Source organism: Entomohabitans teleogrylli, assembly GCF_001484765.1.
Taxonomy (GTDB): domain Bacteria; phylum Pseudomonadota; class Gammaproteobacteria; order Enterobacterales; family Enterobacteriaceae; genus Entomohabitans; species Entomohabitans teleogrylli.
The window spans coordinates 1-22,308 of sequence record NZ_KQ947382.1 but is presented as its reverse complement, the minus strand read 5'-3'; the positions used below and the strand labels follow the sequence as shown (position 1 = coordinate 22,308).

The window sequence follows — 22,308 nt, the reverse complement described above, 5'->3', positions numbered from 1 at the left end:
GCTTCCCCAATCATGGTCTGGTTAAGGGTGGGTTCTTGTTGTTACCGCGGCGCAGCCGCCTTTTTACGCGCTTCACGAAGCGAGCCACTTTCCAGGCGCGTTTGATGCAGTAGCCATAAAGCAAAAACGCAAGCAAGAACAGTACCAACATGAACCATTCCGGGAAAATGGCATAGTACTCGCTCAGCACACCGATCGACGCCAGCAGCGCCGCGGCAAAGGTAATCAGGACAAACGCCTGCCGGGAAGTGAACCCGGCGCGCATAATTAAATGGTGGATATGCTGGCGGTCAGCGGAGAATGGGCTCTGACCTTTGCGCAGGCGCCGATACATGATGGCAATCATATCCATCAGCGGAATGGCGATAATCCACAGCGCGGTGACCGGGCTAATCGGGTGGGTTTCCCCCTGGGTGGTTTCCAGCAGCAGCCAGATTAGCGTGAAACCGATAAACGTACTGCCGGCATCCCCCATAAACACTTTATAGCGACGCCCCAGCACACCAAGATTAAGCATAATATAAGGCAGGATGGCGGCAATCATGGCGAAACACCACATCGCCAGGCTAAGCTGGCCGTCAAACAGCAGAATCGCGCCCAGCGCGGCAAAAGAGACACAGGAAAGGCCGCCGAGCAGGCCGTCGATACCGTCCACCATGTTGAATGCATTGATGGCCGCCCAGACGGCAAACAGCGTCAGCACATAGCCGAACGGCCCGAGAAACAGCTCCCACGACCCAAAAATAAAACCGAGACTGTTGAGATACAGACCGCCGGCGAACATCATCACAATAGCGATACCGGCCTGCACCGCAGCGCGAATTTTCACACTGATATCGTAGCGGTCGTCGAGAGCGCCGACCAGCACCAACACCCCGGCGCAGAACAGATACAGACGCGCCCAGGGAATGTAGTAACTCGACGTCACCCATGCGATAAAAAATGTACAGCAGATCCCAAAATACACAGAGATGCCGCCAACCAGCGGAATCACTCCCTGATGTCGTTTCCGATAGTTCGGCTTATCCACCAACCCAATTCTTTTGGCGATTTTTCGTGCAAAGAAAAGAAAAACCAGCGTCAAAATAAAAACCAGAACGAGGTCAGTACACATGCTCAGTAGGTTCACAATAACGACTCTCTGCCAAAACTTGCAGTTTTCATAAGCAAAAACTATGCCAGAACAAACAACAAAAAACACCGCATGCACAAAAGGCTCATGGGCGCATAACAGATCGGTCCTGCCGGGGATCAGACAAATGGCTAATTCATATCGTATATAGCAGAAACGAAAAACGCCACGTCAAAGCGTGGCGTTCCCCGAGTTTCTTGCGATTACGAGCGCTTCATCATATCGAAGAATTCGTCATTGGTTTTGGTCATCGCCAGTTTGTTAATCAGGAACTCCATGGCATCGATCTCCCCCATCGGATGGATAATCTTGCGCAGGATCCACATTTTCTGCAGTTCTTCCTGAGTTGTAAGCAGTTCTTCTTTACGGGTACCGGAACGGTTGTAGTCAATAGCCGGGAAGACGCGCTTTTCAGCGATCTTACGCGACAGGTGCAGTTCCATGTTGCCGGTGCCTTTAAATTCTTCGTAGATAACCTCGTCCATTTTGGAACCGGTATCGATCAGCGCCGTGGCGATAATGGTCAGGCTGCCGCCCTCTTCGACGTTACGCGCGGCGCCGAAGAAACGCTTCGGCCGGTGCAGAGCGTTGGCGTCCACACCACCGGTCAGCACTTTACCGGATGCCGGAACCACGGTGTTGTAGGCGCGCGCCAGGCGAGTGATGGAGTCGAGCAGAATGATGACGTCTTTTTTATGCTCAACCAGACGTTTCGCTTTTTCGATCACCATTTCCGCAACCTGAACGTGGCGCGATGCCGGTTCGTCAAAGGTAGAGGCAACCACTTCGCCTTTTACCAGACGCTGCATCTCGGTCACTTCTTCCGGGCGTTCGTCAATCAGCAGCACCATCAGCACACAGTCCGGATGATTGTAGGCGATGCTCTGGGCGATGTTCTGCAACAGCATAGTTTTACCGGCTTTCGGCGGTGCGACAATCAGACCACGCTGACCGCGGCCAATCGGCGACGCCAGATCCAGTACGCGCGCGGTTAAGTCTTCGGTAGAACCGTTACCGCGCTCCATCCGCAGACGGGAATTCGCATGCAGCGGCGTTAAGTTCTCAAACAGAATCTTGCTGCGGGCGTTTTCAGGTTTGTCGTAGTTAACTTCGTTAACCTTCAGCAGAGCAAAATAGCGCTCACCCTCTTTCGGCGGGCGAATCTTACCGGAGATAGTATCCCCTGTGCGGAGGTTGAAACGGCGGATTTGGCTGGGAGAAACGTAGATATCATCGGGACCGGCAAGGTAGGAACTGTCTGCGGAGCGGAGGAATCCAAATCCATCCTGTAATATCTCCAGCACACCGTCGCCAAAAATATCCTCGCCACTTTTCGCATGCTGTTTGAGGATAGCGAAAATAATATCCTGCTTGCGCATACGGGCCAGGTTTTCCAGTCCCATGTTTTCGCCGAGAGTAATCAGCTCAGAAACCGGCGTATTCTTTAATTCGGTAAGATTCATAATGGTGGGTTCTTAAACTCGGGGTAAATCTCGAACTTAGTATCGTGAATGGTATGGCAGGGTCATCCTTGCCTGTTTATGGCCTTCGCCAGATGTCTTATCGCGGTCCGGATACAGGAAAACGCAGAACTGAAACAACAAGACAGACCGGGGAATAGCCCGATATCGATTACATAACCACACGCTTGCTACGCACTACAGCAGATGAGTTTACAACAGTAATAGCCAGCGGGAAGTCAGGGTAAAACAGATTCAATTCTAAGGTATGTTCAGAATGCAGTAGAACTAACATAACACGCCGGGGACCGGTCGTCCAGCAGGCGACCAAAAATAGCGCCGCCGCACGACCGAAAAATTCGCCTTATGCCAGATTAGCATCCAGGAATTCTTTCAACTGACCTTTAGACAGCGCGCCCACTTTGGTCGCCGCCACTTCGCCGTTCTTGAACAGCAGCAGCGTCGGGATACCGCGAATGCCGTACTTCGGCGCGGTGGCCGGGTTCTGATCGATGTTCAGTTTAGCCACCGTCAGTTTGCCCTGATATTCATCAGCGATCTCATCAAGAATGGGGGCGATCATTTTGCACGGACCACACCACTCTGCCCAGAAATCAACCAGAATCAACCCGTCCGCTTTGAGCACATCCGTGTCGAAACCGTCGTCAGTCAGGTGAATAATTTTATCGCTCATGTTTTACTCCACAGGATTAAGACTACCTTGTTGGTGTAGCATTAACCAACGTAAGGTTGACTTTATTTCACCGGATACGCTTTCGTAAAGCAATAGTTAGCTGATATTCTAACACTCTATGAGCAAAACACATTTGACAGAACAGAAGTTTTCCGACTTCGCCCTGCACCCGAAGGTGGTTGAAGCCCTTGAAAAGAAAGGGTTCTACAACTGTACTCCAATCCAGGCACTCACTCTTCCGCTGACGCTGGCGGGGAAAGATGTTGCAGGGCAGGCGCAAACCGGTACCGGCAAAACGATGGCGTTCCTGACGTCAACGTTTCATTATTTACTCTCACACCCGGCCCCTGAAAACCGCCAGGTGAACCAACCACGCGCCCTGATAATCGCGCCGACCCGCGAGCTGGCAGTGCAAATTCATTCCGATGCCGAACCGCTGGCAGCCGCGACAGGTATGAAGCTGGGCCTCGCCTACGGCGGCGATGGCTATGATAAACAGCTGAAAGTGCTGGAGCACGGCGTCGATATTCTGGTCGGCACCGTCGGGCGTTTAATCGACTACACCAAACAGAACCATATCAGCCTTGGCGCTATCCAGGTCATGGTGCTGGACGAAGCCGATCGCATGTTCGATCTCGGCTTTATTAAAGATATCCGCTGGCTATTCCGCCGTATGCCGCCGGCCGATCAGCGCCTGAATATGCTGTTCTCCGCCACCCTCGCTTATAAAGTGCGTGAACTGGCGTTTGAACATATGAACAACGCGGAATACATCGAAGTGGAACCGGAACAGAAAACCGGCCACCGCATTAAAGAAGAGCTGTTCTATCCTTCCAACGAAGAAAAAATGCGTCTGCTGCAGACACTGCTGGAAGAAGAGTGGCCGGATCGCGCGATTGTCTTCGCTAACACTAAACACCGTTGTGAAGAGATCTGGGGCTATCTGGCAGCGGACGGCCATCGCGTCGGTCTGCTGACCGGCGATGTGGCGCAGAAAAAACGCCTGCGTATCCTCGACGAATTCACCCGCGGCGATCTTGATATTCTGGTCGCGACCGACGTCGCGGCGCGCGGATTGCATATTCCTGCCGTCACGCATGTCTTTAACTATGACCTGCCGGATGATTGCGAAGACTATGTACACCGTATCGGTCGAACCGGCCGCGCCGGCGCCAGCGGTCACTCTATCAGTCTGGCATGTGAAGAATATGCGCTGAACCTTCCGGCGATTGAGACCTATATCGGTCACTCGATCCCGGTCAGCAAATATAACCCGGACGCCCTGCTTAGCGAACTGCCGCCGCCGAAACGCCTGAGTCGTCCGCGCTCCGGTAATGGCCCGCGCCGCACCGGCGCGCCGCGCAACCGCCGTCGCATGGGTTAACAGGCTATGTCCGGTTCCGCCTCGCTGTATGCCGCCATCGATCTGGGCTCCAACAGCTTTCACATGTTGGTGGTGCGCGAGGTGGCCGGCAGTATTCAGACCCTCTCGCGCATTAAACGCAAAGTGCGCCTCGCCGCTGGTCTGAATACCGACAATAGCCTGTCGGCGGAAGCGATGGAGCGGGGCTGGCAGTGTCTGCGGCTGTTCGCCGAACGGCTGCAGGATATCCCCGGCGATCAGATCCGCGTGGTCGCCACCGCTACGCTGCGTCTTGCCACCAACGCCCAGGTTTTTATCGACCATGCGCAGACTATTCTCGGCTGCCCGGTTCAGGTTATTAGCGGCGAGGAAGAAGCGCGGCTGATATACCAGGGAGTGGCTCACACCACCGGCGGCGCCGATCGGCGTCTGGTCGTGGATATCGGCGGCGCCAGTACCGAACTGGTCACCGGCACCGGCGCGCAGGCGACCTCGCTATTCAGTCTGTCGATGGGTTGCGTAACCTGGCTGGAACGCTATTTTGCCGATCGCAATCTGGCGCCGGAGAATTTCGCTGCCGCGGAACAGGCAGCCCGTGAAGTACTGCGTCCCGTCGCCGATGAGCTACGCCGCCACGGCTGGAAAGTCTGCGTCGGCGCCTCCGGTACTGTTCAGGCATTACAGGAAATTATGATGGCTCAGGGGATGGATGAACGCATCACCCTGTCGCGGCTCCTGCAACTGAAACAGAGAGCTATCCAGTGTCTGCGTCTCGAAGAGCTGGAAATCGAAGGGCTGACTCTGGAGCGCGCGCTGGTATTCCCCAGCGGGCTGGCGATTCTGATCGCCATCTTCAACGAGCTGAAAATTGACTGTATGACGCTGGCTGGCGGCGCGCTGCGCGAGGGACTGGTTTACGGGATGCTACATCTGGCCGTCGATCAGGATATTCGTAGCCGCACAGTGCGTAACATTCAGCGCCGTTTTATGGTGGATGTCGAGCAGGCTCAGCGCGTCGCGCAGCTGGCTGGCGATTTCGCTCAGCAGGTGTCCGGGGAATGGCAACTGGAACCGCTGAGCCAGGAGCTACTCAGTAACGCCTGTCTGCTGCATGAAATCGGGCTGAGTATCGATTTCCGCCAGGCGCCGCAGCATGCCGCCTACCTGATACGCCACCTCGATTTGCCCGGTTTCACGCCGGCCCAGAAGCGGTTGCTGGCGGCTCTGCTGCTGAACCAGATCAACCCGCTCGATCTCTCGTCGCTGCATCAGCAAAACGCTGTGCCGCCGCGGGTCGCCGAGCGCCTTTGCCGCCTGCTGCGTCTGGCCATTCTCTTCGCCGGGCGCCGTCGCGACGATCGGCTTCCGCAACTGGCGCTACATGCCAGCCAGGACCATCTACAACTGTCGGTCTCCGCTCCCTGGCTGACCACACATCCGCTACTGAAAGAAAATCTTCAGCAGGAAGTGTTGTGGGAAAGCTATGTTCACTGGCCGCTGGATATCGCAGAAACACCATAATGGGTTTCACCGCAGGATAGCCGCGCCGGCAGTGGCTATCTCTGCGCCATATCCGCATTCGTTACTTCTTCGCTTTGGCCAGCATCGCCCGGATATTGGCGACATTGGCCTGCCCTTTGTGCATCCGCTCCTCGGCGCTGACCACTTTGCGCTCAGTTTCCCAGATCAGGTCATCCTGTGGAAGTTCCAGCAGAAAACGGCTCGGCTCCGGACGCACCAGTTCGCCGTACTGACGCCGCTCCCGGCACAGCGTGAAGACTAACTCTTTCTGCGCCCGGGTGATCCCCACGTAGGCCAGCCGCCGCTCCTCATCGACATTGTCTTCATCAATGCTGCTCTGGTGCGGCAAGAGCCCCTCTTCCATCCCCACCAGATAAACGTAGGGAAACTCAAGACCTTTGGAGGCGTGCAACGTCATCAACTGGACCTGGTCGGCCTCTTCATCGCTCTCTCCGCGCTCCATCATATCGCGCAGCGTGAAGCGGGTGACCACCTGAGTCAGGGTCATCGGCTCCTCCAGTTCGCTGCCCTCCAGCATCTCCGTCATCCAGCTAAACAGCTGGTTGACATTTTTCATGCGCATCTCCGCGGCTTTCGGGCTGGCGGAGGTTTCATACAGCCAACTCTCATAATCGATGCCGCGGATCAGATCGCGTACCGCCGCCACCGGCTCCCGCTCAGACAACCGGGCGATATCCCCCAGCCAGTGCGTAAAGCGGGTCAGCGACTCATAGCCGCGCCCGGTCAGGGTCTGGCTCAGCCCGAGATCAAAACTGGCGGTGAACAGACTTTTATTGCGCTGCGTCGCCCACTCCCCCAGTTTCTGGAGCGTGGCCGGACCAACTTCCCGCTTCGGCGTATTCACAATGCGCAGAAAAGCGCTGTCATCGTCCGGATTGGTCAGCACCCGCAGGTAGGCCAGCAAATCTTTAATCTCGGGGCGGGAGAAGAATGAGGTGCCCCCGGAAATTTTGTAGGGAATGCGATTCTGCATCAGCATTTTTTCAAACACACGCGACTGGTGATTGCCACGGTAGAGGATCGCGTAATCCTTATATTGGGTTTTATTAATAAAGTGGTGGGCGATCAGTTCACCGATCACCCGCTCCGCTTCATGTTCTTCATGGTTGGCGCTCAACACTTTCAACTCGACGCCATAGCCCAACTCGGAAAACAGACGCTTTTCAAATACGTGCGGGTTATTGGCGATCAAAATATTGGCGGCTTTCAGGATGCGCCCGGAAGAGCGATAATTCTGTTCCAGTTTGATGACCTGAAGCGCCGGAAAGTCCTTGCTCAGTAGCACCAGATTCTGTGGGCGCGCCCCACGCCATGAGTAGATCGACTGATCGTCATCCCCCACCACGGTAAAACGCGCCCGGCTCCCCACCAGCAGCTTCACCAGTTCATACTGGCTGGTGTTGGTGTCCTGATATTCATCCACCAGCAGGTAGCGAATACGGTTCTGCCAGCGCTCTCTGACCTCTTCATTACGCTGTAGCAACAGCGTGGGCAGCAGAATCAGATCGTCGAAATCCAGTACATTACAGGCTTTGAGGTGCGCATCATACAGACTGTAGCAATGCGCGAATATCCGCTCCCGCTCACCCTTCGCCTGCGCCGCTGCCTGGGATGGGCTCAACAGGTCATTTTTCCAGTTAGAGATGGTCGACAGGAGCTGCTGTTGTAGCACTTTGTCCTCTTCGATCAGCCCTTCCGTCAGCTCCTTAATCAACGCCATCTGATCGGTATCGTCGAACAGCGAAAAATTCGCCTTCATCCCCAACGCCGCATATTCGCGCTTGATGATTTCCAGCCCCAGAGTGTGGAAAGTGGAAATCAGCAAACCGCGCGCCTCTTTACGCCCCAACGTCTGGGCAACGCGCTCTTTCATCTCGCGCGCCGCCTTGTTAGTAAACGTGACTGCCGCAATATGGCGCGCCTGATAGCCGCAACCGCGGATCAGGTGGGCGATTTTATTGGTGATAACGCGCGTTTTGCCGGAACCGGCTCCGGCCAGCACCAGGCAGGGCCCGGTAACAAATTCGACGGCTTGCTGTTGGCTGGGGTTAAGACGCATAACGTTGACTCAATTTCCTGACGGGGGAAGGATTGTAGCAGAAAGCCGGGCGGAGATTTACCGCTGTCCGCCAGCGAATGATAGAGTGTGAGCTAACTGATTTACGCTTCGGGAATTTATTATGGCAAAAAGCGCGGCGGCACTGCACATTCTGGTGAAGACGGAAAAACTGGCCCAGGAAATCCTCGCAAAGCTGGAAAAAGGCGTCAGCTTTGATCATCTGGCAAAACGTTACTCCACCTGTCCATCCGGCCGCAACGGCGGCGATTTAGGGGAGTTTAAACAGGGCGTGATGGTGGGTCCGTTCGATAAAGCGGTCTTCAGTTGCCCGCTACTCAAGCCCTGCGGCCCGATCAAAACCAAATTCGGCTATCACATTATCAAGGTGCTGTATCGCCGCTAGCGCATGCTATTATTGCGACCCGATTCATCTCAATTACCTCAGAGCACTTCATGGCTAAAACCGCGGCAGCAATGCATATCCTTGTTAAAGAAGAAAAACTGGCACACGACCTGCTGGAGCAGATTAAAAACGGCGGCGATTTTGAGAAGCTGGCGAAGAAGCACTCAATTTGCCCGTCGGGCAAAAAAGGCGGTCACCTGGGCGAATTCAAACAGGGCCAGATGGTGCCGGCGTTTGATAAAGTGGTCTTCTCCTGCCCGGTACTGGAGCCAACCGGCCCACTGCATACCCAGTTCGGTTACCACATCATTAAAGTGCTGTATCGTAACTAACAAACAGCCCGGTAGCGCAGAGGCTTACCGGGCTGATGAGCATTAATCATCGGGTAAGCGCAGCGCTACCCGATATTCTGATTACCCCGCGACGGCGATGCGTTTCATGTCCGTCATATAACCGCGCAGTTTTTTACCCACCTGCTCAATAGCATGGCCGCGAATCGCTTCGTTAACATCGCGCAGTTGCGCGTTGTCTACCGCGCCTTCAGCAATCGCTTTACCCAGATCACCCGGCTGCAGCGTGGTCATGAACTCTTTCAGCAGCGGTACGCAGGCATAAGAGAACAGGTAGTTACCGTATTCGGCGGTATCGGAGATAACCACGTTCATTTCATACAGGCGCTTACGGGCGATGGTGTTGGCGATCAGCGGCAGCTCGTGCAGTGACTCATAGTAAGCAGACTCTTCGATGATGCCGGAATCCACCATGGTTTCGAACGCCAGTTCAACACCCGCTTTCACCATCGCGATCATCAGCACGCCTTTATCGAAGTACTCCTGCTCGCCGATCTTGCCGTCGTACTGCGGCGCGGTTTCGAACGCGGTTTTGCCGGTCTCTTCGCGCCAGGTCAGCAGTTTCTTATCGTCGTTCGCCCAGTCCTCCATCATGCCGGAGGAGAATTCACCGGAGATGATATCATCCATATGTTTCTGGAACAGCGGCGCCATGATCTCTTTCAGTTGCTCAGAGAGCGCATAAGCGCGCAGTTTCGCCGGATTGGACAGGCGATCCATCATCAGAGTGATACCGCCCTGCTTCAGCGCCTCGGTGATCGTTTCCCAGCCGTACTGAATCAGTTTTTCCGCATAAGCCGGGTCAGTGCCTTCCTGCACCAGCTTGTCAAAGCACAGCAGGGAACCTGCCTGCAACATGCCGCACAGAATGGTTTGCTCGCCCATCAGATCAGATTTCACTTCCGCAACGAAAGAGGATTCCAGCACGCCGGCACGATGACCGCCCGTCGCTGCAGCCCAGGCTTTAGCAATCGCCATACCTTCGCCTTTCGGATCGTTTTCCGGGTGAACCGCGATCAGGGTCGGAACGCCGAATCCACGTTTGTACTCTTCACGTACTTCGGTGCCCGGGCATTTCGGTGCAACCATCACCACGGTGATATCTTTACGAATCTGCTCGCCCACTTCAACGATGTTGAAACCGTGGGAGTAGCCCAGCGCGGCGCCATCTTTCATCAGCGGCTGTACGGAACGCACCACGTCAGAGTGCTGTTTGTCCGGCGTCAGGTTAACCACCAGATCCGCCTGCGGGATCAGCTCTTCGTAAGTCCCGACCTTAAAGCCGTTTTCGGTCGCTTTACGCCAGGAAGCACGCTTTTCCGCAATCGCTTCTTTACGCAGAGCGTAGGAGATATCCAGCCCGGAGTCACGCATGTTCAGACCCTGGTTGAGGCCCTGAGCGCCGCAACCGACAATGACCACTTTTTTCCCTTTGAGGTAGCTGGCGTCATCAGCAAACTCATCGCGCGCCATAAAGCGACATTTACCCAGTTGCGCCAGTTGCTGACGCAGATTCAAAGTGTTGAAATAGTTAGCCATTGTGTAACTCCGTGATGTCATATTGTGCTTGTTGTTCAGAACGCCAGCCGTGTCAAAGCCTGCGATAATGACTCCACTATATGACAGGAAATGTATTGCGCAAATTGATATATTAACAACGTGACGTTGCACAATGCGCAATAATAAACCCGGGGCACCGAATCATGGATTTACGCGATCTGAAAACCTTTCTCCATCTGGCGGAAAGCCGCCACTTTGGCCGTAGCGCGCGGGCGATGCACGTCAGCCCCTCGACCCTTTCGCGCCAGATTCAGCGCCTGGAAGAGGATCTCGGCCAACCATTGTTCATCCGTGATAATCGAACCGTCACTCTGACCGAAGCCGGAGAAGCGTTGCGCACCTTCGCCCAGCAAACCCTGCTGCAGTATCAACAGTTGCGACACGCCATCGATCAGCAGGGACCATCGCTCTGCGGCGAACTGCACCTGTTTTGCTCGGTCACCGCTGCCTACAGCCATCTGCCGCCGATTCTCGACCGCTTCCGGGCCGAACATCCCTCGGTGGAAATTAAACTCACTACCGGCGATGCCGCCGACGCCATGGAAAAAGTAGTGACCGGGGAAGCCGATCTGGCAATTGCCGGCAAGCCAGAGACCCTGCCTGGTTCAATAGCCTTTTCGATGCTGGAAAATCTGGCGGTAGTGCTGATTGCGCCAGCGCTGCCGTGTCCGGTGCGCAACCAGGTCAGCGAGATCGATCCCGACTGGTCGAAGGTGCCGTTTATCCTGCCGGATCAGGGCCCGGTCCGGCGGCGGATTGAACTGTGGTTCCGGCGCAACAAAATCAGTAATCCGGCCATTTATGCCACGGTAGCCGGCCACGAGGCGATGGTTTCAATGGTGGCGTTGGGCTGCGGCGTGGCGCTGATCCCGGAAGTGGTGCTGGAAAACAGCCCGGAGCCGGTGCGTAATCGCGTGCTGATCCTTGAGCGCAGCGATGAAAAAACGCCCTTTGAACTGGGCGTCTGCGTACAAAAAAAGCGGCTCCACGAGCCGCTGGTCAGCGCATTCTGGCGACTGCTGTCATAAATCAGCCGGGTCAATCTGCTTCATGGACTCCACATTCATCAGCCATTGATACAGCGGCTCCAGTTGGCGGAAACCATGAGTCAGCGTCTGCGCCAGTTGCGGATGGAAAAGCGGCTCCACATCGCTGCTGGTAACCATCACGGCAAAAGATTTGCGGTGATACCACGATGAGATAACCGGATCGAGGTCTTTCACCAGCAACCGCTTATAACTCTCCCCCACCAGTTCAAACCCACCCTGGCAGCACTGCTGCGCAACGGCCAGAAACGGCTGTGGCCGCTGTTTCAGGGTATGGCGGAACAGATCCATCGTCGCTTTGCTGGCGCTGTAATAGCCCAAACCATAGCGCAACATATCCGGCCCCAGTTCAAAGAAATAGGCCGGCGCATCAGTCCAGTCTTTCCCCGGCCGTTTAAACGTCAGCCACATCCGGCTGCGGTAGCGGGATTTGTCGTGAGAAAAACGCGTATCCCGGTGGATACGCGACAGAGTTTTACCAATGGCGGGGCGGGTTTCAAATTGCGGGTCGATCTCCAGCATCGCCAGCGCCAGGGTATCCACCAGCGCCCGTAAGGGGGTTAGCAGGCTTTGCTGGTAAACATCGCGATGCGCCTCAAACCACTCTTTGTCGTTTTCAATACGCACCTGCTGGAGAAAGGTCAAACCCTGTTGCTCAAATCCCGCGAAGCTCCCTGCCATACCTGGTTACCTACCCTTTTAAAAAGAAACGGAATGCCGGGTTATCGGTCTCGTCGTGGCAATCATAACCCAGTTCATGCAGCCGGGTTTCGAAATCCGGCTCATGCTGACCCAGCTCAAACGCCGCCAGTACTCTGCCGTAGTCCGTACCGTGGCTGCGGTAATGAAACAGCGAAATATTCCAGTGCGTCCCCAGCGTCTGGAGAAAGCGCAACAGCGCCCCCGGCGATTCCGGAAACTCGAAACTATACAGACGCTCCTGCAGCGGCTTCGACGGGCGACCACCCACCATATAGCGCACGTGCAACTTGGCCATTTCATCGTCGGAGAGATCCACTACGCCGTAACCGCCTTGCGTAAGCAGCGCGATGATCTCTTCACGCTCTTCCACGCCGCGGCTCAGCCGGACGCCGACAAAAATACAGGCCTCGCGATCGTCGGCGAAACGGTAATTAAACTCGGTCACCGCCCGCCCGCCCAACAGCTGGCAGAACTTCAGGAAGCTGCCCTTCTCTTCCGGAATGGTTACCGCCAGTAGCGCTTCACGCTGTTCCCCCAGTTCGCAGCGTTCTGAAACGTAGCGCAGACCGTGGAAGTTAACATTCGCCCCGGAAAGAATATGGGCCAGATGTTCGCCGCGGATGTTGTGCTGCTGGACATATTTTTTCATTCCCGCCAGCGCCAGCGCGCCAGAAGGTTCCGCCACGGCGCGTACATCCTCGAACAGATCTTTCATCGCCGCGCAGATAGCGTCACTGTCCACAGTGACAATATCGTCCAGATAAGCCTGGCAGAGGCGAAAGGTCTCATCGCCGATACGCTTCACGGCAACCCCTTCGGCAAACAGCCCGACCCGCGGTAAATCTACTGGCTGCCCGACATCCAGCGCCGCCTTCAGACAGGCGGAGTCTTCCGCTTCCACCGCGATCACTTTGATCTGCGGCATCAGTTGTTTGATCAGCACCGCCACGCCAGCCGCCAGTCCGCCGCCGCCCACCGGCACAAAGATACGATCGAGGTGAGCATCCTGCTGTAACAGCTCCAGTGCCAGCGTACCCTGTCCGGCGATCACCGCCGGGTGGTCAAACGGCGGCACCCAGGTAAAACCCTGCTGCTGAGCCAGCTCAATGGCTTTGGCTTTCGCTTCATCAAAGTTGGCGCCGTAGAGCAGCACTTCGCCGCCAAACCCACGTACCGCGTCCACCTTGATATCCGCCGTAGCGACCGGCATCACAATCAGCGCTTTCACCCCAAGACGGGAAGCGGAGAACGCCACGCCCTGGGCATGGTTGCCCGCAGAAGCGGTAATCACGCCGTGCGCTTTTTGCTCTTCGCTCAGGCCGGCCATCATCGCGTAAGCGCCGCGCAGTTTGAAACTGTGCACTGGCTGGCGGTCTTCGCGCTTAACCAGCACCACGTTGTCCATCCGGGCGGAGATCTTTTCCATCTTCTGCAGCGGCGTCACCTGAGCGGCTTCATAGACCGGCGAACGCAGTACCGCCCTCAGGTACTCCGCCCCTTCCGGGGCGGCTGACAGGGGTTGGGATTCGGCCATACTCAACCTCCCAGTTTCGATTTATCGCGCACCGCGCCTTTATCCGCACTGGTGGCAAGGCTGGCGTATGCGCGCAGCGCAAAGGAAACCTGGCGCTCACGGGCTTTCGGCGTCCACGCCTGGTCGCCGCGCGCTTCCTGCGCTTCACGACGCGCCGCCAGCTCTCGATCGCTCACTTCCAGCTGGAGGCTGCGACCCGGGATATCAATCGCGATGATATCGCCGTCTTCAATCAGACCGATGCTCCCGCCGTTGGCCGCTTCCGGAGAAACATGGCCGATAGACAGACCGGAGGTACCGCCCGAAAAACGACCATCAGTAATCAACGCGCAGGCTTTGCCCAGACCCATCGACTTCAGGAAGCTGGTCGGGTAGAGCATTTCCTGCATCCCCGGCCCGCCTTTCGGCCCTTCGTAGCGGATCACCACCACATCGCCGGCCACTACTTTGCCGCCGAGAATGGCTTCCACCGCATCATCCTGGCTTTCATACACTTTCGCCGGACCTGTAAATTTCAGGACGCTGTCGTCTACTCCGGCGGTTTTTACAATACAGCCATTTTCCGCGAAGTTGCCATACAGCACCGCCAGTCCGCCGTCCTGACTGTAGGCATGTTCCAGGGAACGAATACAGCCCCCGGCCCGATCATCATCCAGCGAATCCCAGCGGCACGACTGCGAGAAGGCTTCTGTCGTGCGAATGCCCGCCGGACCGGCGCGGAACATCTCTTTCACCGCCGAATCCTGCGTCAGCATTACATCATACTGCTCAAGGGTTTGCGGCAGGGTCAGGCCCAGCACGTTGGATACATCGCGGTTCAGCAGGCCGGCGCGATCCAGTTCGCCGAGGATCCCCAGCACGCCGCCTGCGCGGTGGACATCTTCCATATGGTATTTCTGCGTGCTTGGCGCCACCTTACACAGTTGCGGCACTTTGCGTGACAGGCGATCGATGTCGCTCATCGTGAAATCGATTTCCGCTTCCTGAGCCGCCGCCAGCAGGTGCAGTACTGTGTTAGTGGAACCGCCCATAGCGATATCCAGCATCATGGCGTTTTCGAACGCCGCTTTGTTAGCGATATTGCGCGGCAGCGCTGAGGCGTCATCCTGTTCGTAGTAACGTTTGGTCAGTTCGACGATACGCTTCCCGGCATTGAGAAATAGCTGTTTACGGTCGGCGTGGGTCGCCAGCAGGGAACCGTTACCCGGCTGAGAAAGCCCCAGCGCTTCCGTCAGGCAATTCATCGAGTTGGCGGTAAACATCCCCGAGCAGGAACCACAGGTCGGGCAGGCGGAACGCTCGTACTGGGCGCTCTCTTCATCGCTGACGTTCGGATTGGCGCCCTGAATCATGGCATCGATCAGATCGAGTTTAATGATTTTATCGGACAGTTTGGTTTTACCGGCCTCCATCGGGCCGCCGGAGACAAAGATCACCGGAATATTCAGACGCAGGGAGGCCATCAACATCCCCGGGGTGATTTTGTCGCAGTTGGAAATACACACCATGGCGTCCGCACAATGAGCATTAACCATGTACTCCACCGAATCCGCGATCAGCTCGCGGGAAGGCAGGGAATAAAGCATGCCGCCGTGTCCCATGGCGATACCGTCATCCACGGCAATGGTATTAAACTCTTTGGCGACGCCGCCGCTGGCTTCAATCTGCTGCGCAACCAGTTTACCGAGATCGCGCAGATGCACGTGGCCCGGCACAAACTGAGTAAAGGAGTTAACCACGGCGATAATCGGCTTCCCGAAATCGGCATCGGTCATCCCGGTTGCGCGCCACAGGGCGCGGGCACCCGCCATATTACGGCCGTGCGTGGTAGTGGCGGAACGATACTTAGGCATGCTTTAGTTACTCCCAGTCTCTGTCTAAAATAAGCGGGACGCTGTGTGCCGTCCCGTTTTTATCTTAATTATTAACCTGATCCAACCAGCCCCACTTGTCTTCGGTTTCACCGGTGAACAGACCGAAGAAGGCTTGCTGAATACGTTTAGTGACCGGGCCGCAGCGCCCTGCCCCTACCTGGATACCATCCACACTGCGCACCGGGGTAATTTCCGCGGCGGTGCCGGACATAAAGACTTCATCAGCCAGATACAGGGATTCCCGCGACAACACCTGTTCGCGGACTTCGATACCCAGATCTTTCGCCAGTTTGATAATCGCGTCGCGGGTGATCCCCGGCAGCGCGGAAGAGGTAAACGGCGGAGTAAACAAAATACCGTCTTTCACTTCGAACAGGTTTTCCCCTGCTCCTTCAGACAGATAGCCGTTTACATCCAGCGCGATCCCTTCCTGATAGCCGTGACGGCGCGCTTCGCTGCCGACCAGCAGAGAAGAAAGATAGTTGCCGCCCGCCTTCGCTGCCGTCGGAATGGTGTTCGGCGCCGCGCGGTTCCAGGAAGAAACCATCGCATCGATCCCCTGATCCAGTGCTTCCGCGCCAAGGTAAGCGCCCCACGGGAACGCCGCGATGATCACGTCTGTGTTATATCCCGGAGGCGGGTTAACGCCCATACCAACATCGCCAACAAAAACCAGCGGACGAATATAGGCGCTGGTCAGGTTGTTTTTGCGAATCACCTCACGACAGGCTTCCATCAGCTCATCAACGCTTTGTGAAACCGGGAAACGGTAAATTTTGGCTGAATCATGCAGACGCTGCATATGTTCACGATGACGGAACACCACCGGACCTTTGTGAGAGTCATAGCAACGGATACCTTCAAACACAGAGGTACCATAATGCAGCGCATGGGACATCACGTGAACCTTTGCCTCGCCCCACGGAACCATCTCGCCATTGAACCAGATGTAATCAGCTTTTTTGGTCGTCATTTTTCTTCCTTTGCGCTCAGGCGCGGATTTGTTGTGATGTAAGTTGCGGTTGCTGAATTTCGACGCAGGCGACGTCAGCCAGCTTGCTTAATTGACTAAACAGTAATTCGACAGGCCGGGGGCTGGCAACGGTCAATTCGATATTAATGTTCCCGGGAACGGCGGCGGACGCCATATTCATGGCGCAGACCTGAAAGCCGCGATGGCGTACTACGCGCAGTACGCGCTCCAGCGTTTCCGGACGAAAACGGGCCTGAACGGCGAGCTGATGTTGCATCATGATAATTTCTCCAGCATTTGCGAGTTACTGGCACCGGGGGGTACCAGTGGCCAGACGTTCTCAAGCTCATCAATTGAGACGTGAAGCAGATAAGGCCCATCGCTGTTCAGCATGGCATCCAGTGCCGCTTCCACCTGGTCTTTACGAGTAATGTGCCGGCCGGGAATGCCGAAAGCGCTGGCCAGCGTAAGAAAATCGGGATTATCAGAGAGTGTGGTTTCACTATAACGGGCGGAGAAGAATAGCTGTTGCCACTGGCGCACCATGCCTAAACGCTGGTTATCCAGTAAAACAATTTTTAACGGTAACTGTTTTCGTTTTACGGTCCCCAGTTCCTGAACGTTCATCATGAACGAACCGTCTCCGGAGATACAGATTACCGTATCCTCCGGCCGGGCCACCTGGGCGCCAACCGCCGCAGGCAGGCCAAAACCCATGGTGCCCAGTCCGCTGGAAGTGATAAAATTTTCCGGGCGGTTGAAGGACATATGCTGAGCCGCCCACATCTGGTGCTGGCCGACATCTGTGGTCACGACCGCGGTAGCCGGTTTGCGCTCCGATAACTGTTTTAGCAGCAGCGGCGCATAAATAGCGTCTCCCGGGTGGTCGTAGCGCCAACCGTGCTCCGCCTGCAGCGCGCCCACTTCCGCCCGCCAGTCGTCCAGTTGCAGCGGCTGCGCCAGCGCCGGAAGCAAGGCATTCAAATCGCCGCGCAACCCGACATGCGCCTGGCGCAGTTTGTTCATTTCCGCCGGATCGATATCCATATGGATAACGCTGGCATGAGGCGCGAATGTGTCCAGTTTACCGGTCACCCGATCGTCAAAGCGCGCGCCGACGGCAATTAACAGATCGCACGCCTGAACTGCCAGATTTGCGGCTTTATTGCCGTGCATCCCCAGCATTCCCAGATAAAACGGCGACTCAGCGTTAACTGCTCCCAGCCCTTTCAGGGTACAGGTCGATGGAACGCCGGTTACCGCAATGAATTCACGCAGCGCAGGTACCGCCTGAGCCATCCCTACACCACCGCCGATATACAACATCGGTTTACGCGCGGCAGCCAGCATCTGGCGAGCCTGCTCCAGTTCGCTAACCGGCAGAGCAACGGCATCTTCCACTGAGGCGAGGCACGGTTCCAGATCGGCCTGAGCCAGTTGAATATCTTTCGGGATATCGACTAAAACCGGTCCCGGACGACCCGATCTAGCGATTTCAAACGCCTCTGCCAGCACTTGGGGCAACTCTTCTACCGATTCCACCAGAAAGCTATGCTTGGTACAGGCCAGAGACAGACCCAGTACATCCACTTCCTGGAAGGCGTCAGTACCAATGAGCGGTGCGGCAACCTGACCGGTAATCGCCACTACCGGCACCGAATCCAGCAGCGCATCCGCCAGACCGGTCACCAGGTTAGTCGCCCCCGGGCCTGATGTGGCGATACACACGCCAGTTTTCCCGGTAGCGCGCGCATAACCGATAGCCGCCATCGCCGCGCCCTGCTCATGCCGACAGAGTAAGTGCTCCACGCCGCCGTCGTACAATGCATCATAGACCGGCATAATTGCCCCGCCTGGATAGCCGAAAACCGCTTCAACTCCCTGCGCTCGCAACGCATGTACCACCCACTGTGCACCATTCATAGTTAGTTACCTGTCACATTGCCGAAGAAACAGAATTTTATTCTGTAGCGCATTCTCTGCTCTTCCTGCATTTCTAAAGGCCAACAAAAAACCCCCGGACCTTTCGGTGCGGGGGTTCTTTTCGATTAAGACTCTGACTTCTAAGCCTTTCTATCTCCGAGCATAGCCCCGCACGGTGGGATAATAATCACCACCACACTTATCACGACCAGGCTAATCACTCGTAGAAGGGCTGTCATCTTCTGTTCAATCTTGCTTCTTGTTCGAAGGAATACCTAAAGAGTTATCACAGAGGATGCTGCACTGACAAGAAATTTTTATTGACGATTTTTCGGCACAGAAATTTATTGAATAAAAAATTATTATTTTTCATAGAGTAAGGTAACTTTTCAAAATCTGCTCTTTTTTACCTTGTTACAATCAACATAAGAGAAAACTATCTTTTGCGATCAGGCCTCCATTCTTCATGAACTACGGCGAAAACAAGGAAATAATCTCCTATATAAGTCGTAGATATTGATCTTCCCCGTTCAGTCCTCCTCTTGTCGATGGCATACTCCAGCCGGCAAGGAGGAGCTATGTCGCTGGCCATTATTCATACCAGAGCCGCACTGGGAATTGCCGCACCGCAGGTGACCGTTGAGGCGCATATCAGCCAGGGGCTTCCGGCATTAACCATTGTCGGGTTACCGGAAACCACCGTGAAAGAAGCGCGCGATCGGGTACGCAGCGCCATCATTAACAGCGGATATACCTTCCCTGCCCGCAAGATCACCATCAATCTGGCCCCAGCCGACCTCCCTAAAGAGGGCGGGCGATACGATCTTCCCATCGCGCTGGCGCTCCTTGCCGCTTCTGAGCAACTTTCTACCAACCGGCTGGCGGATTATGAGTTCATTGGCGAACTGGCCCTTAGCGGCGCGCTGAGGGGGGTTTCCGGCGCTATTTGCGGGGCCAGAGAATCCCTGCTGGCTGGCAGACAGATTGTCGTCTCCGAAGAGAACCAGCATGAAATCGGCTTACTGGAGCTGGAAGGGTGCCATATTGCCGGCAATCTGGCAGAAGTCTGCGCCTTCCTGGAAGGTAAAGCGCAGTTGAGAGCGCCGCAGCGCAAACCGGACGCGCCGGGTGACAGTGGGCCTGATATCAATGAAATTATCGGTCAGGCGCAGGGAAAGCGGGTACTGGAAATCACCGCCGCGGGCGGACATAACCTGTTATTAATGGGGCCACCAGGAACCGGTAAAACCATGCTCGCCAGCCGCCTCGGTGGCCTGTTACCGCCCCTGAGCGCTGAAGAGGCGATTGAAAACGCTGCAATCCTTAGCCTGGTAAATCCGTATGCGCTGGAAAAGCAATGGCGTTTGCGCCCCTTCAGGGCGCCGCACCACAGCGCATCATTAAATGCGATGGTTGGCGGCGGAACGCTACCGGTCCCCGGAGAGATATCTCTGGCGCACAATGGCATACTATTTCTGGACGAGCTCCCGGAGTTTGAGCGGCGGGTGCTGGATGCGTTAAGAGAGCCCATCGAGTCAGGAGAAATCCATATTTCCCGCACCCGTGCCAAGATATGTTATCCGGCCCGCTTTCAGCTTATCGCCGCCATGAACCCCAGCCCGACCGGGCACTATCAGGGGAGTCATAACCGCAGTTCTGCGCAACAGGTGATGCGCTATCTGAGCCGCCTGTCCGGGCCTTTTCTGGATCGTTTCGACTTATCTCTGGAGATCCCCCTCTTACCACCAGGGGTACTCAGCCAACAGGCACAGGAAGGCGAATCCAGCGCCATAGTCAGGGAAAGAGTAGTCTCCCTGCGTCACCAGCAACTGGCGCGCCAGGGAAAGCTAAACGCGGCGCTGAACAACCACGAAACGCGTCACTACTGTAAGCTCACAGCAGAAGATGCCGTATGGCTCGAAGAGGTGTTAATCAGGCTTGGTCTGTCTGTCCGGGCCTGGCAGCGACTGATTAAAGTCTCCCGTACTATCGCCGATATGGCGCACGAAGCGGATATTCAACGCCCGCATATTCAGGAAGCACTGAGTTACCGGGCAATCGACAGGCTTCTGATTCACTTACACAAACAGGTATCACAGGGTATCTGATAAAGGTTATCCTGGAAGGTGACAGGAAGAGGGATAAAAAAACGGGGCATCGTGCCCCGTCGTTTAATCATCATTGTCGCTATAGTCTTCTACTGTATCCATCTGCGGCTTACCGCCGGACAGGGTATGAAAACGTCTGGGGCGCTTAATACGCGCCATGTACTTACTCCAGACACGCTCCGCTTCTGACGCTGGCTCACGTTCACCGCGGCATACGGCTACAAAAAGCTTTTCTTCTTCGGTAATGGGTTCACGTTTACCAAGATCCAGCTCATTGAAAGCATATCCATGACGTTCAAGTAACTGTGCCTCTTTGATGGTGAAGTCACCATGACGAGAGAACCCGCGCGGATAATGTTTATTGTCGAAAAATCGATTAGTCGTCGTAAAGCTTTCCGCCATCCTACACGCTCCTAATTCTCTTGGCCGAGCTATTTATGGCGCGGAGTATTAGTTAGGCTTGACATAGTGTAAAACAAAACATTTAAATCATAACGACAAAAAATTTTTTGGAGAGCGTTGTGGATACTGAATTGCTGAAAACCTTCCTGGAAGTGAGCAGAACACGTCACTTTGGCCGGGCGGCAGAAGCACTCTATCTTACCCAGTCAGCAGTTAGCTTTCGTATTCGTCAGCTTGAAAATCAGCTTGGAGTAAACCTTTTTACCCGCCACCGGAACAATATTCGTCTGACCTCCGCAGGTGAACGTTTACTCCCCTATGCCGAGAACTTGATGAACACCTGGCTGGCGGCCAAAAAAGATGTCTCCCTGACCGCGCAGCATAACGAATTCTCTATCGGCGCCAGCGCATCGCTGTGGGAATGTGTACTTCCCCGTTGGCTGGAGCATGTCTATCGGGATAATCCTGATATGCAGATTGAAGCGAGAATTTCACAACGCCAGTCGCTGGTAAAACAACTTCATGAACGGCAATTGGATCTCCTGCTTACCACCGAATCTCCTAAAATGGACGAATTCAGCAGCCAGTTACTGGGGCAATTTGATCTGGCCTTATATTGTTCAGCGCCGCTACGCCCTGAAGGTAAATTACAGTATCTACGCCTGGAGTGGGGGGCCGATTTCAGACAACATGAAGAAGATCTGATTGCCATGGACGCGATCCCAGCGCTGACAACCGGTTCAGCAAAGCTGGCCTGCCAGTTGCTCCCCTCTCTTAACGGCTGCACCTGGCTTCCTGTTTTATGGGCCGAGTCGCGTAAGGATCTGGTCAGGATGCAGCAGCGCCCGATTTTAACGCGTCCACTGTACGCTATATGGCTGCAAAACTGTGATAAGCAGGAACAGATTAAAATGTTGCTAAAAAAGCCGCTGGTTGAATGACAGCGCTTTATGCATGCATGGAATGAATGTGTTTTACCCCAGGTATGGGTAAGAAACCTCTGGCAGGTAAATTTCAGGCAAAAAAAATCCTTAGCAAATGCTAAGGATGTTTTCTGGCAGGGGCGGAGGGACTCGAACCCCCAACACCCGGTTTTGGAGACCGGTGCTCTACCAATTGAACTACGCCCCTAAATAGGGTGGCGGAACGGACGGGACTCGAACCCGCGACCCCCTGCGTGACA

At 55.3% G+C, this 22,308-nt stretch carries 20 protein-coding genes and 1 tRNA gene; 7 read left to right on the top strand and 14 right to left on the bottom strand.

Annotated elements, in window-relative coordinates; all coding sequences use genetic code 11:
• Positions 1 to 10: 10 nt before the first annotated feature.
• The 3 genes from wecA to trxA all read right to left on the bottom strand — a co-directional run bounded on the left by wecA (position 11) and on the right by trxA (position 3,286).
• Positions 11 to 1,129 (bottom strand): UDP-N-acetylglucosamine--undecaprenyl-phosphate N-acetylglucosaminephosphotransferase, encoded by a 1,119-nt coding sequence (gene wecA, locus AQ981_RS10810; RefSeq protein ID WP_058911765.1) that lies wholly within the window; start codon positions 1,127 to 1,129, stop codon positions 11 to 13.
• Positions 1,130 to 1,335: 206 nt separating this feature from the next.
• Positions 1,336 to 2,595, bottom strand: coding sequence for a transcription termination factor Rho (gene rho, locus AQ981_RS10805; protein ID WP_002444150.1), 1,260 nt, complete (start codon positions 2,593 to 2,595; stop codon positions 1,336 to 1,338).
• Positions 2,596 to 2,956: 361 nt separating this feature from the next.
• On the bottom strand, positions 2,957 to 3,286 hold the full coding sequence (gene trxA / locus AQ981_RS10800; protein ID WP_002444149.1) for a thioredoxin TrxA: 330 nt from the start codon (positions 3,284 to 3,286) through the stop codon (positions 2,957 to 2,959).
• A gap of 118 nt (positions 3,287 to 3,404) precedes the next feature.
• Between trxA and rhlB the strand changes: the two genes are divergently transcribed.
• Both rhlB and gppA read left to right on the top strand, forming a co-directional pair.
• Complete coding sequence (gene rhlB, locus AQ981_RS10795) at positions 3,405 to 4,670, top strand: ATP-dependent RNA helicase RhlB (RefSeq protein ID WP_058911764.1); 1,266 nt, start codon at positions 3,405 to 3,407, stop codon at positions 4,668 to 4,670.
• A gap of 6 nt (positions 4,671 to 4,676) precedes the next feature.
• Positions 4,677 to 6,170 carry a guanosine-5'-triphosphate,3'-diphosphate diphosphatase gene (gene gppA / locus AQ981_RS10790; protein ID WP_058911763.1) on the top strand — a complete coding sequence of 498 codons (1,494 nt, stop codon included), beginning with the start codon at positions 4,677 to 4,679 and terminating at the stop codon, positions 6,168 to 6,170.
• Between the two features lie 61 nt (positions 6,171 to 6,231).
• On the opposite strand, the gene rep is transcribed toward gppA, so the two are convergent.
• Positions 6,232 to 8,250: a DNA helicase Rep gene (gene rep, locus AQ981_RS10785; RefSeq protein ID WP_058911762.1), complete on the bottom strand. Its 2,019-nt coding sequence runs from the start codon at positions 8,248 to 8,250 to the stop codon at positions 6,232 to 6,234.
• A gap of 121 nt (positions 8,251 to 8,371) precedes the next feature.
• On the opposite strand from rep, the gene ppiC (AQ981_RS10780) reads away from it, so the two are divergent.
• Both ppiC (AQ981_RS10780) and ppiC (AQ981_RS10775) read left to right on the top strand, forming a co-directional pair.
• Complete coding sequence (gene ppiC, locus AQ981_RS10780; RefSeq protein WP_058911761.1) at positions 8,372 to 8,653, top strand: peptidylprolyl isomerase PpiC; 282 nt, start codon at positions 8,372 to 8,374, stop codon at positions 8,651 to 8,653.
• A 50-nt stretch (positions 8,654 to 8,703) separates the two neighbouring features.
• Positions 8,704 to 8,985, top strand: a complete 282-nt coding sequence (gene ppiC / locus AQ981_RS10775; RefSeq protein WP_058911760.1) for a peptidylprolyl isomerase PpiC — start codon at positions 8,704 to 8,706, stop codon at positions 8,983 to 8,985.
• An 81-nt stretch (positions 8,986 to 9,066) separates the two neighbouring features.
• On the opposite strand, the gene ilvC is transcribed toward ppiC (AQ981_RS10775), so the two are convergent.
• Positions 9,067 to 10,542: a ketol-acid reductoisomerase gene (ilvC, locus tag AQ981_RS10770; RefSeq protein WP_058911759.1), complete on the bottom strand. Its 1,476-nt coding sequence runs from the start codon at positions 10,540 to 10,542 to the stop codon at positions 9,067 to 9,069.
• A gap of 164 nt (positions 10,543 to 10,706) precedes the next feature.
• Between ilvC and ilvY the strand changes: the two genes are divergently transcribed.
• On the top strand, positions 10,707 to 11,591 hold the full coding sequence (gene ilvY / locus AQ981_RS10765; RefSeq protein WP_058911758.1) for an HTH-type transcriptional activator IlvY: 885 nt from the start codon (positions 10,707 to 10,709) through the stop codon (positions 11,589 to 11,591).
• On the opposite strand, the gene AQ981_RS10760 is transcribed toward ilvY, so the two are convergent.
• The 7 genes from AQ981_RS10760 to ilvL form a co-directional block, all read right to left on the bottom strand.
• On the bottom strand, positions 11,586 to 12,290 hold the full coding sequence (locus AQ981_RS10760; protein ID WP_058911757.1) for a DUF2461 domain-containing protein: 705 nt from the start codon (positions 12,288 to 12,290) through the stop codon (positions 11,586 to 11,588). The genes ilvY and AQ981_RS10760 overlap by 6 nt on opposite strands.
• 10 nt (positions 12,291 to 12,300) lie before the next feature.
• On the bottom strand, positions 12,301 to 13,845 hold the full coding sequence (gene ilvA / locus AQ981_RS10755; RefSeq protein ID WP_058911756.1) for a threonine ammonia-lyase, biosynthetic: 1,545 nt from the start codon (positions 13,843 to 13,845) through the stop codon (positions 12,301 to 12,303).
• Between the two features lie 2 nt (positions 13,846 to 13,847).
• Positions 13,848 to 15,698: a dihydroxy-acid dehydratase gene (ilvD, locus tag AQ981_RS10750; protein WP_058911755.1), complete on the bottom strand. Its 1,851-nt coding sequence runs from the start codon at positions 15,696 to 15,698 to the stop codon at positions 13,848 to 13,850.
• Positions 15,699 to 15,762: 64 nt separating this feature from the next.
• Complete coding sequence (gene ilvE / locus AQ981_RS10745; protein WP_058911754.1) at positions 15,763 to 16,692, bottom strand: branched-chain-amino-acid transaminase; 930 nt, start codon at positions 16,690 to 16,692, stop codon at positions 15,763 to 15,765.
• A gap of 16 nt (positions 16,693 to 16,708) precedes the next feature.
• Entirely contained in the window at positions 16,709 to 16,972 is a 264-nt protein-coding gene (gene ilvM / locus AQ981_RS10740; RefSeq protein ID WP_058911753.1) for an acetolactate synthase 2 small subunit, read from the bottom strand.
• The gene (ilvG, locus tag AQ981_RS10735) at positions 16,969 to 18,615 is read right to left on the bottom strand and encodes an acetolactate synthase 2 catalytic subunit (protein WP_058911752.1); all 1,647 of its coding nucleotides are present in this window, start codon (positions 18,613 to 18,615) and stop codon (positions 16,969 to 16,971) included. Before ilvG ends, ilvM begins: the two co-directional genes overlap by 4 nt.
• A 140-nt stretch (positions 18,616 to 18,755) precedes the next feature.
• Positions 18,756 to 18,854, bottom strand: a complete 99-nt coding sequence (gene ilvL, locus AQ981_RS25990; protein WP_071608871.1) for an ilv operon leader peptide — start codon at positions 18,852 to 18,854, stop codon at positions 18,756 to 18,758.
• Positions 18,855 to 19,193: 339 nt separating this feature from the next.
• Between ilvL and AQ981_RS10730 the strand changes: the two genes are divergently transcribed.
• The gene (locus tag AQ981_RS10730) at positions 19,194 to 20,723 is read left to right on the top strand and encodes a YifB family Mg chelatase-like AAA ATPase (RefSeq protein ID WP_058911751.1); all 1,530 of its coding nucleotides are present in this window, start codon (positions 19,194 to 19,196) and stop codon (positions 20,721 to 20,723) included.
• Between the two features lie 63 nt (positions 20,724 to 20,786).
• On the opposite strand, the gene AQ981_RS10725 is transcribed toward AQ981_RS10730, so the two are convergent.
• Complete coding sequence (locus AQ981_RS10725) at positions 20,787 to 21,125, bottom strand: MaoP family protein (protein WP_058911750.1); 339 nt, start codon at positions 21,123 to 21,125, stop codon at positions 20,787 to 20,789.
• A 119-nt stretch (positions 21,126 to 21,244) separates the two neighbouring features.
• On the opposite strand from AQ981_RS10725, the gene hdfR reads away from it, so the two are divergent.
• Positions 21,245 to 22,066, top strand: a complete 822-nt coding sequence (hdfR, locus tag AQ981_RS10720; RefSeq protein WP_058911749.1) for an HTH-type transcriptional regulator HdfR — start codon at positions 21,245 to 21,247, stop codon at positions 22,064 to 22,066.
• Positions 22,067 to 22,180: 114 nt separating this feature from the next.
• Here the strand turns inward: hdfR and AQ981_RS10715 are convergent.
• Positions 22,181 to 22,256 (bottom strand) — tRNA-Trp (locus AQ981_RS10715).
• Positions 22,257 to 22,308: the final 52 nt, after the last annotated feature.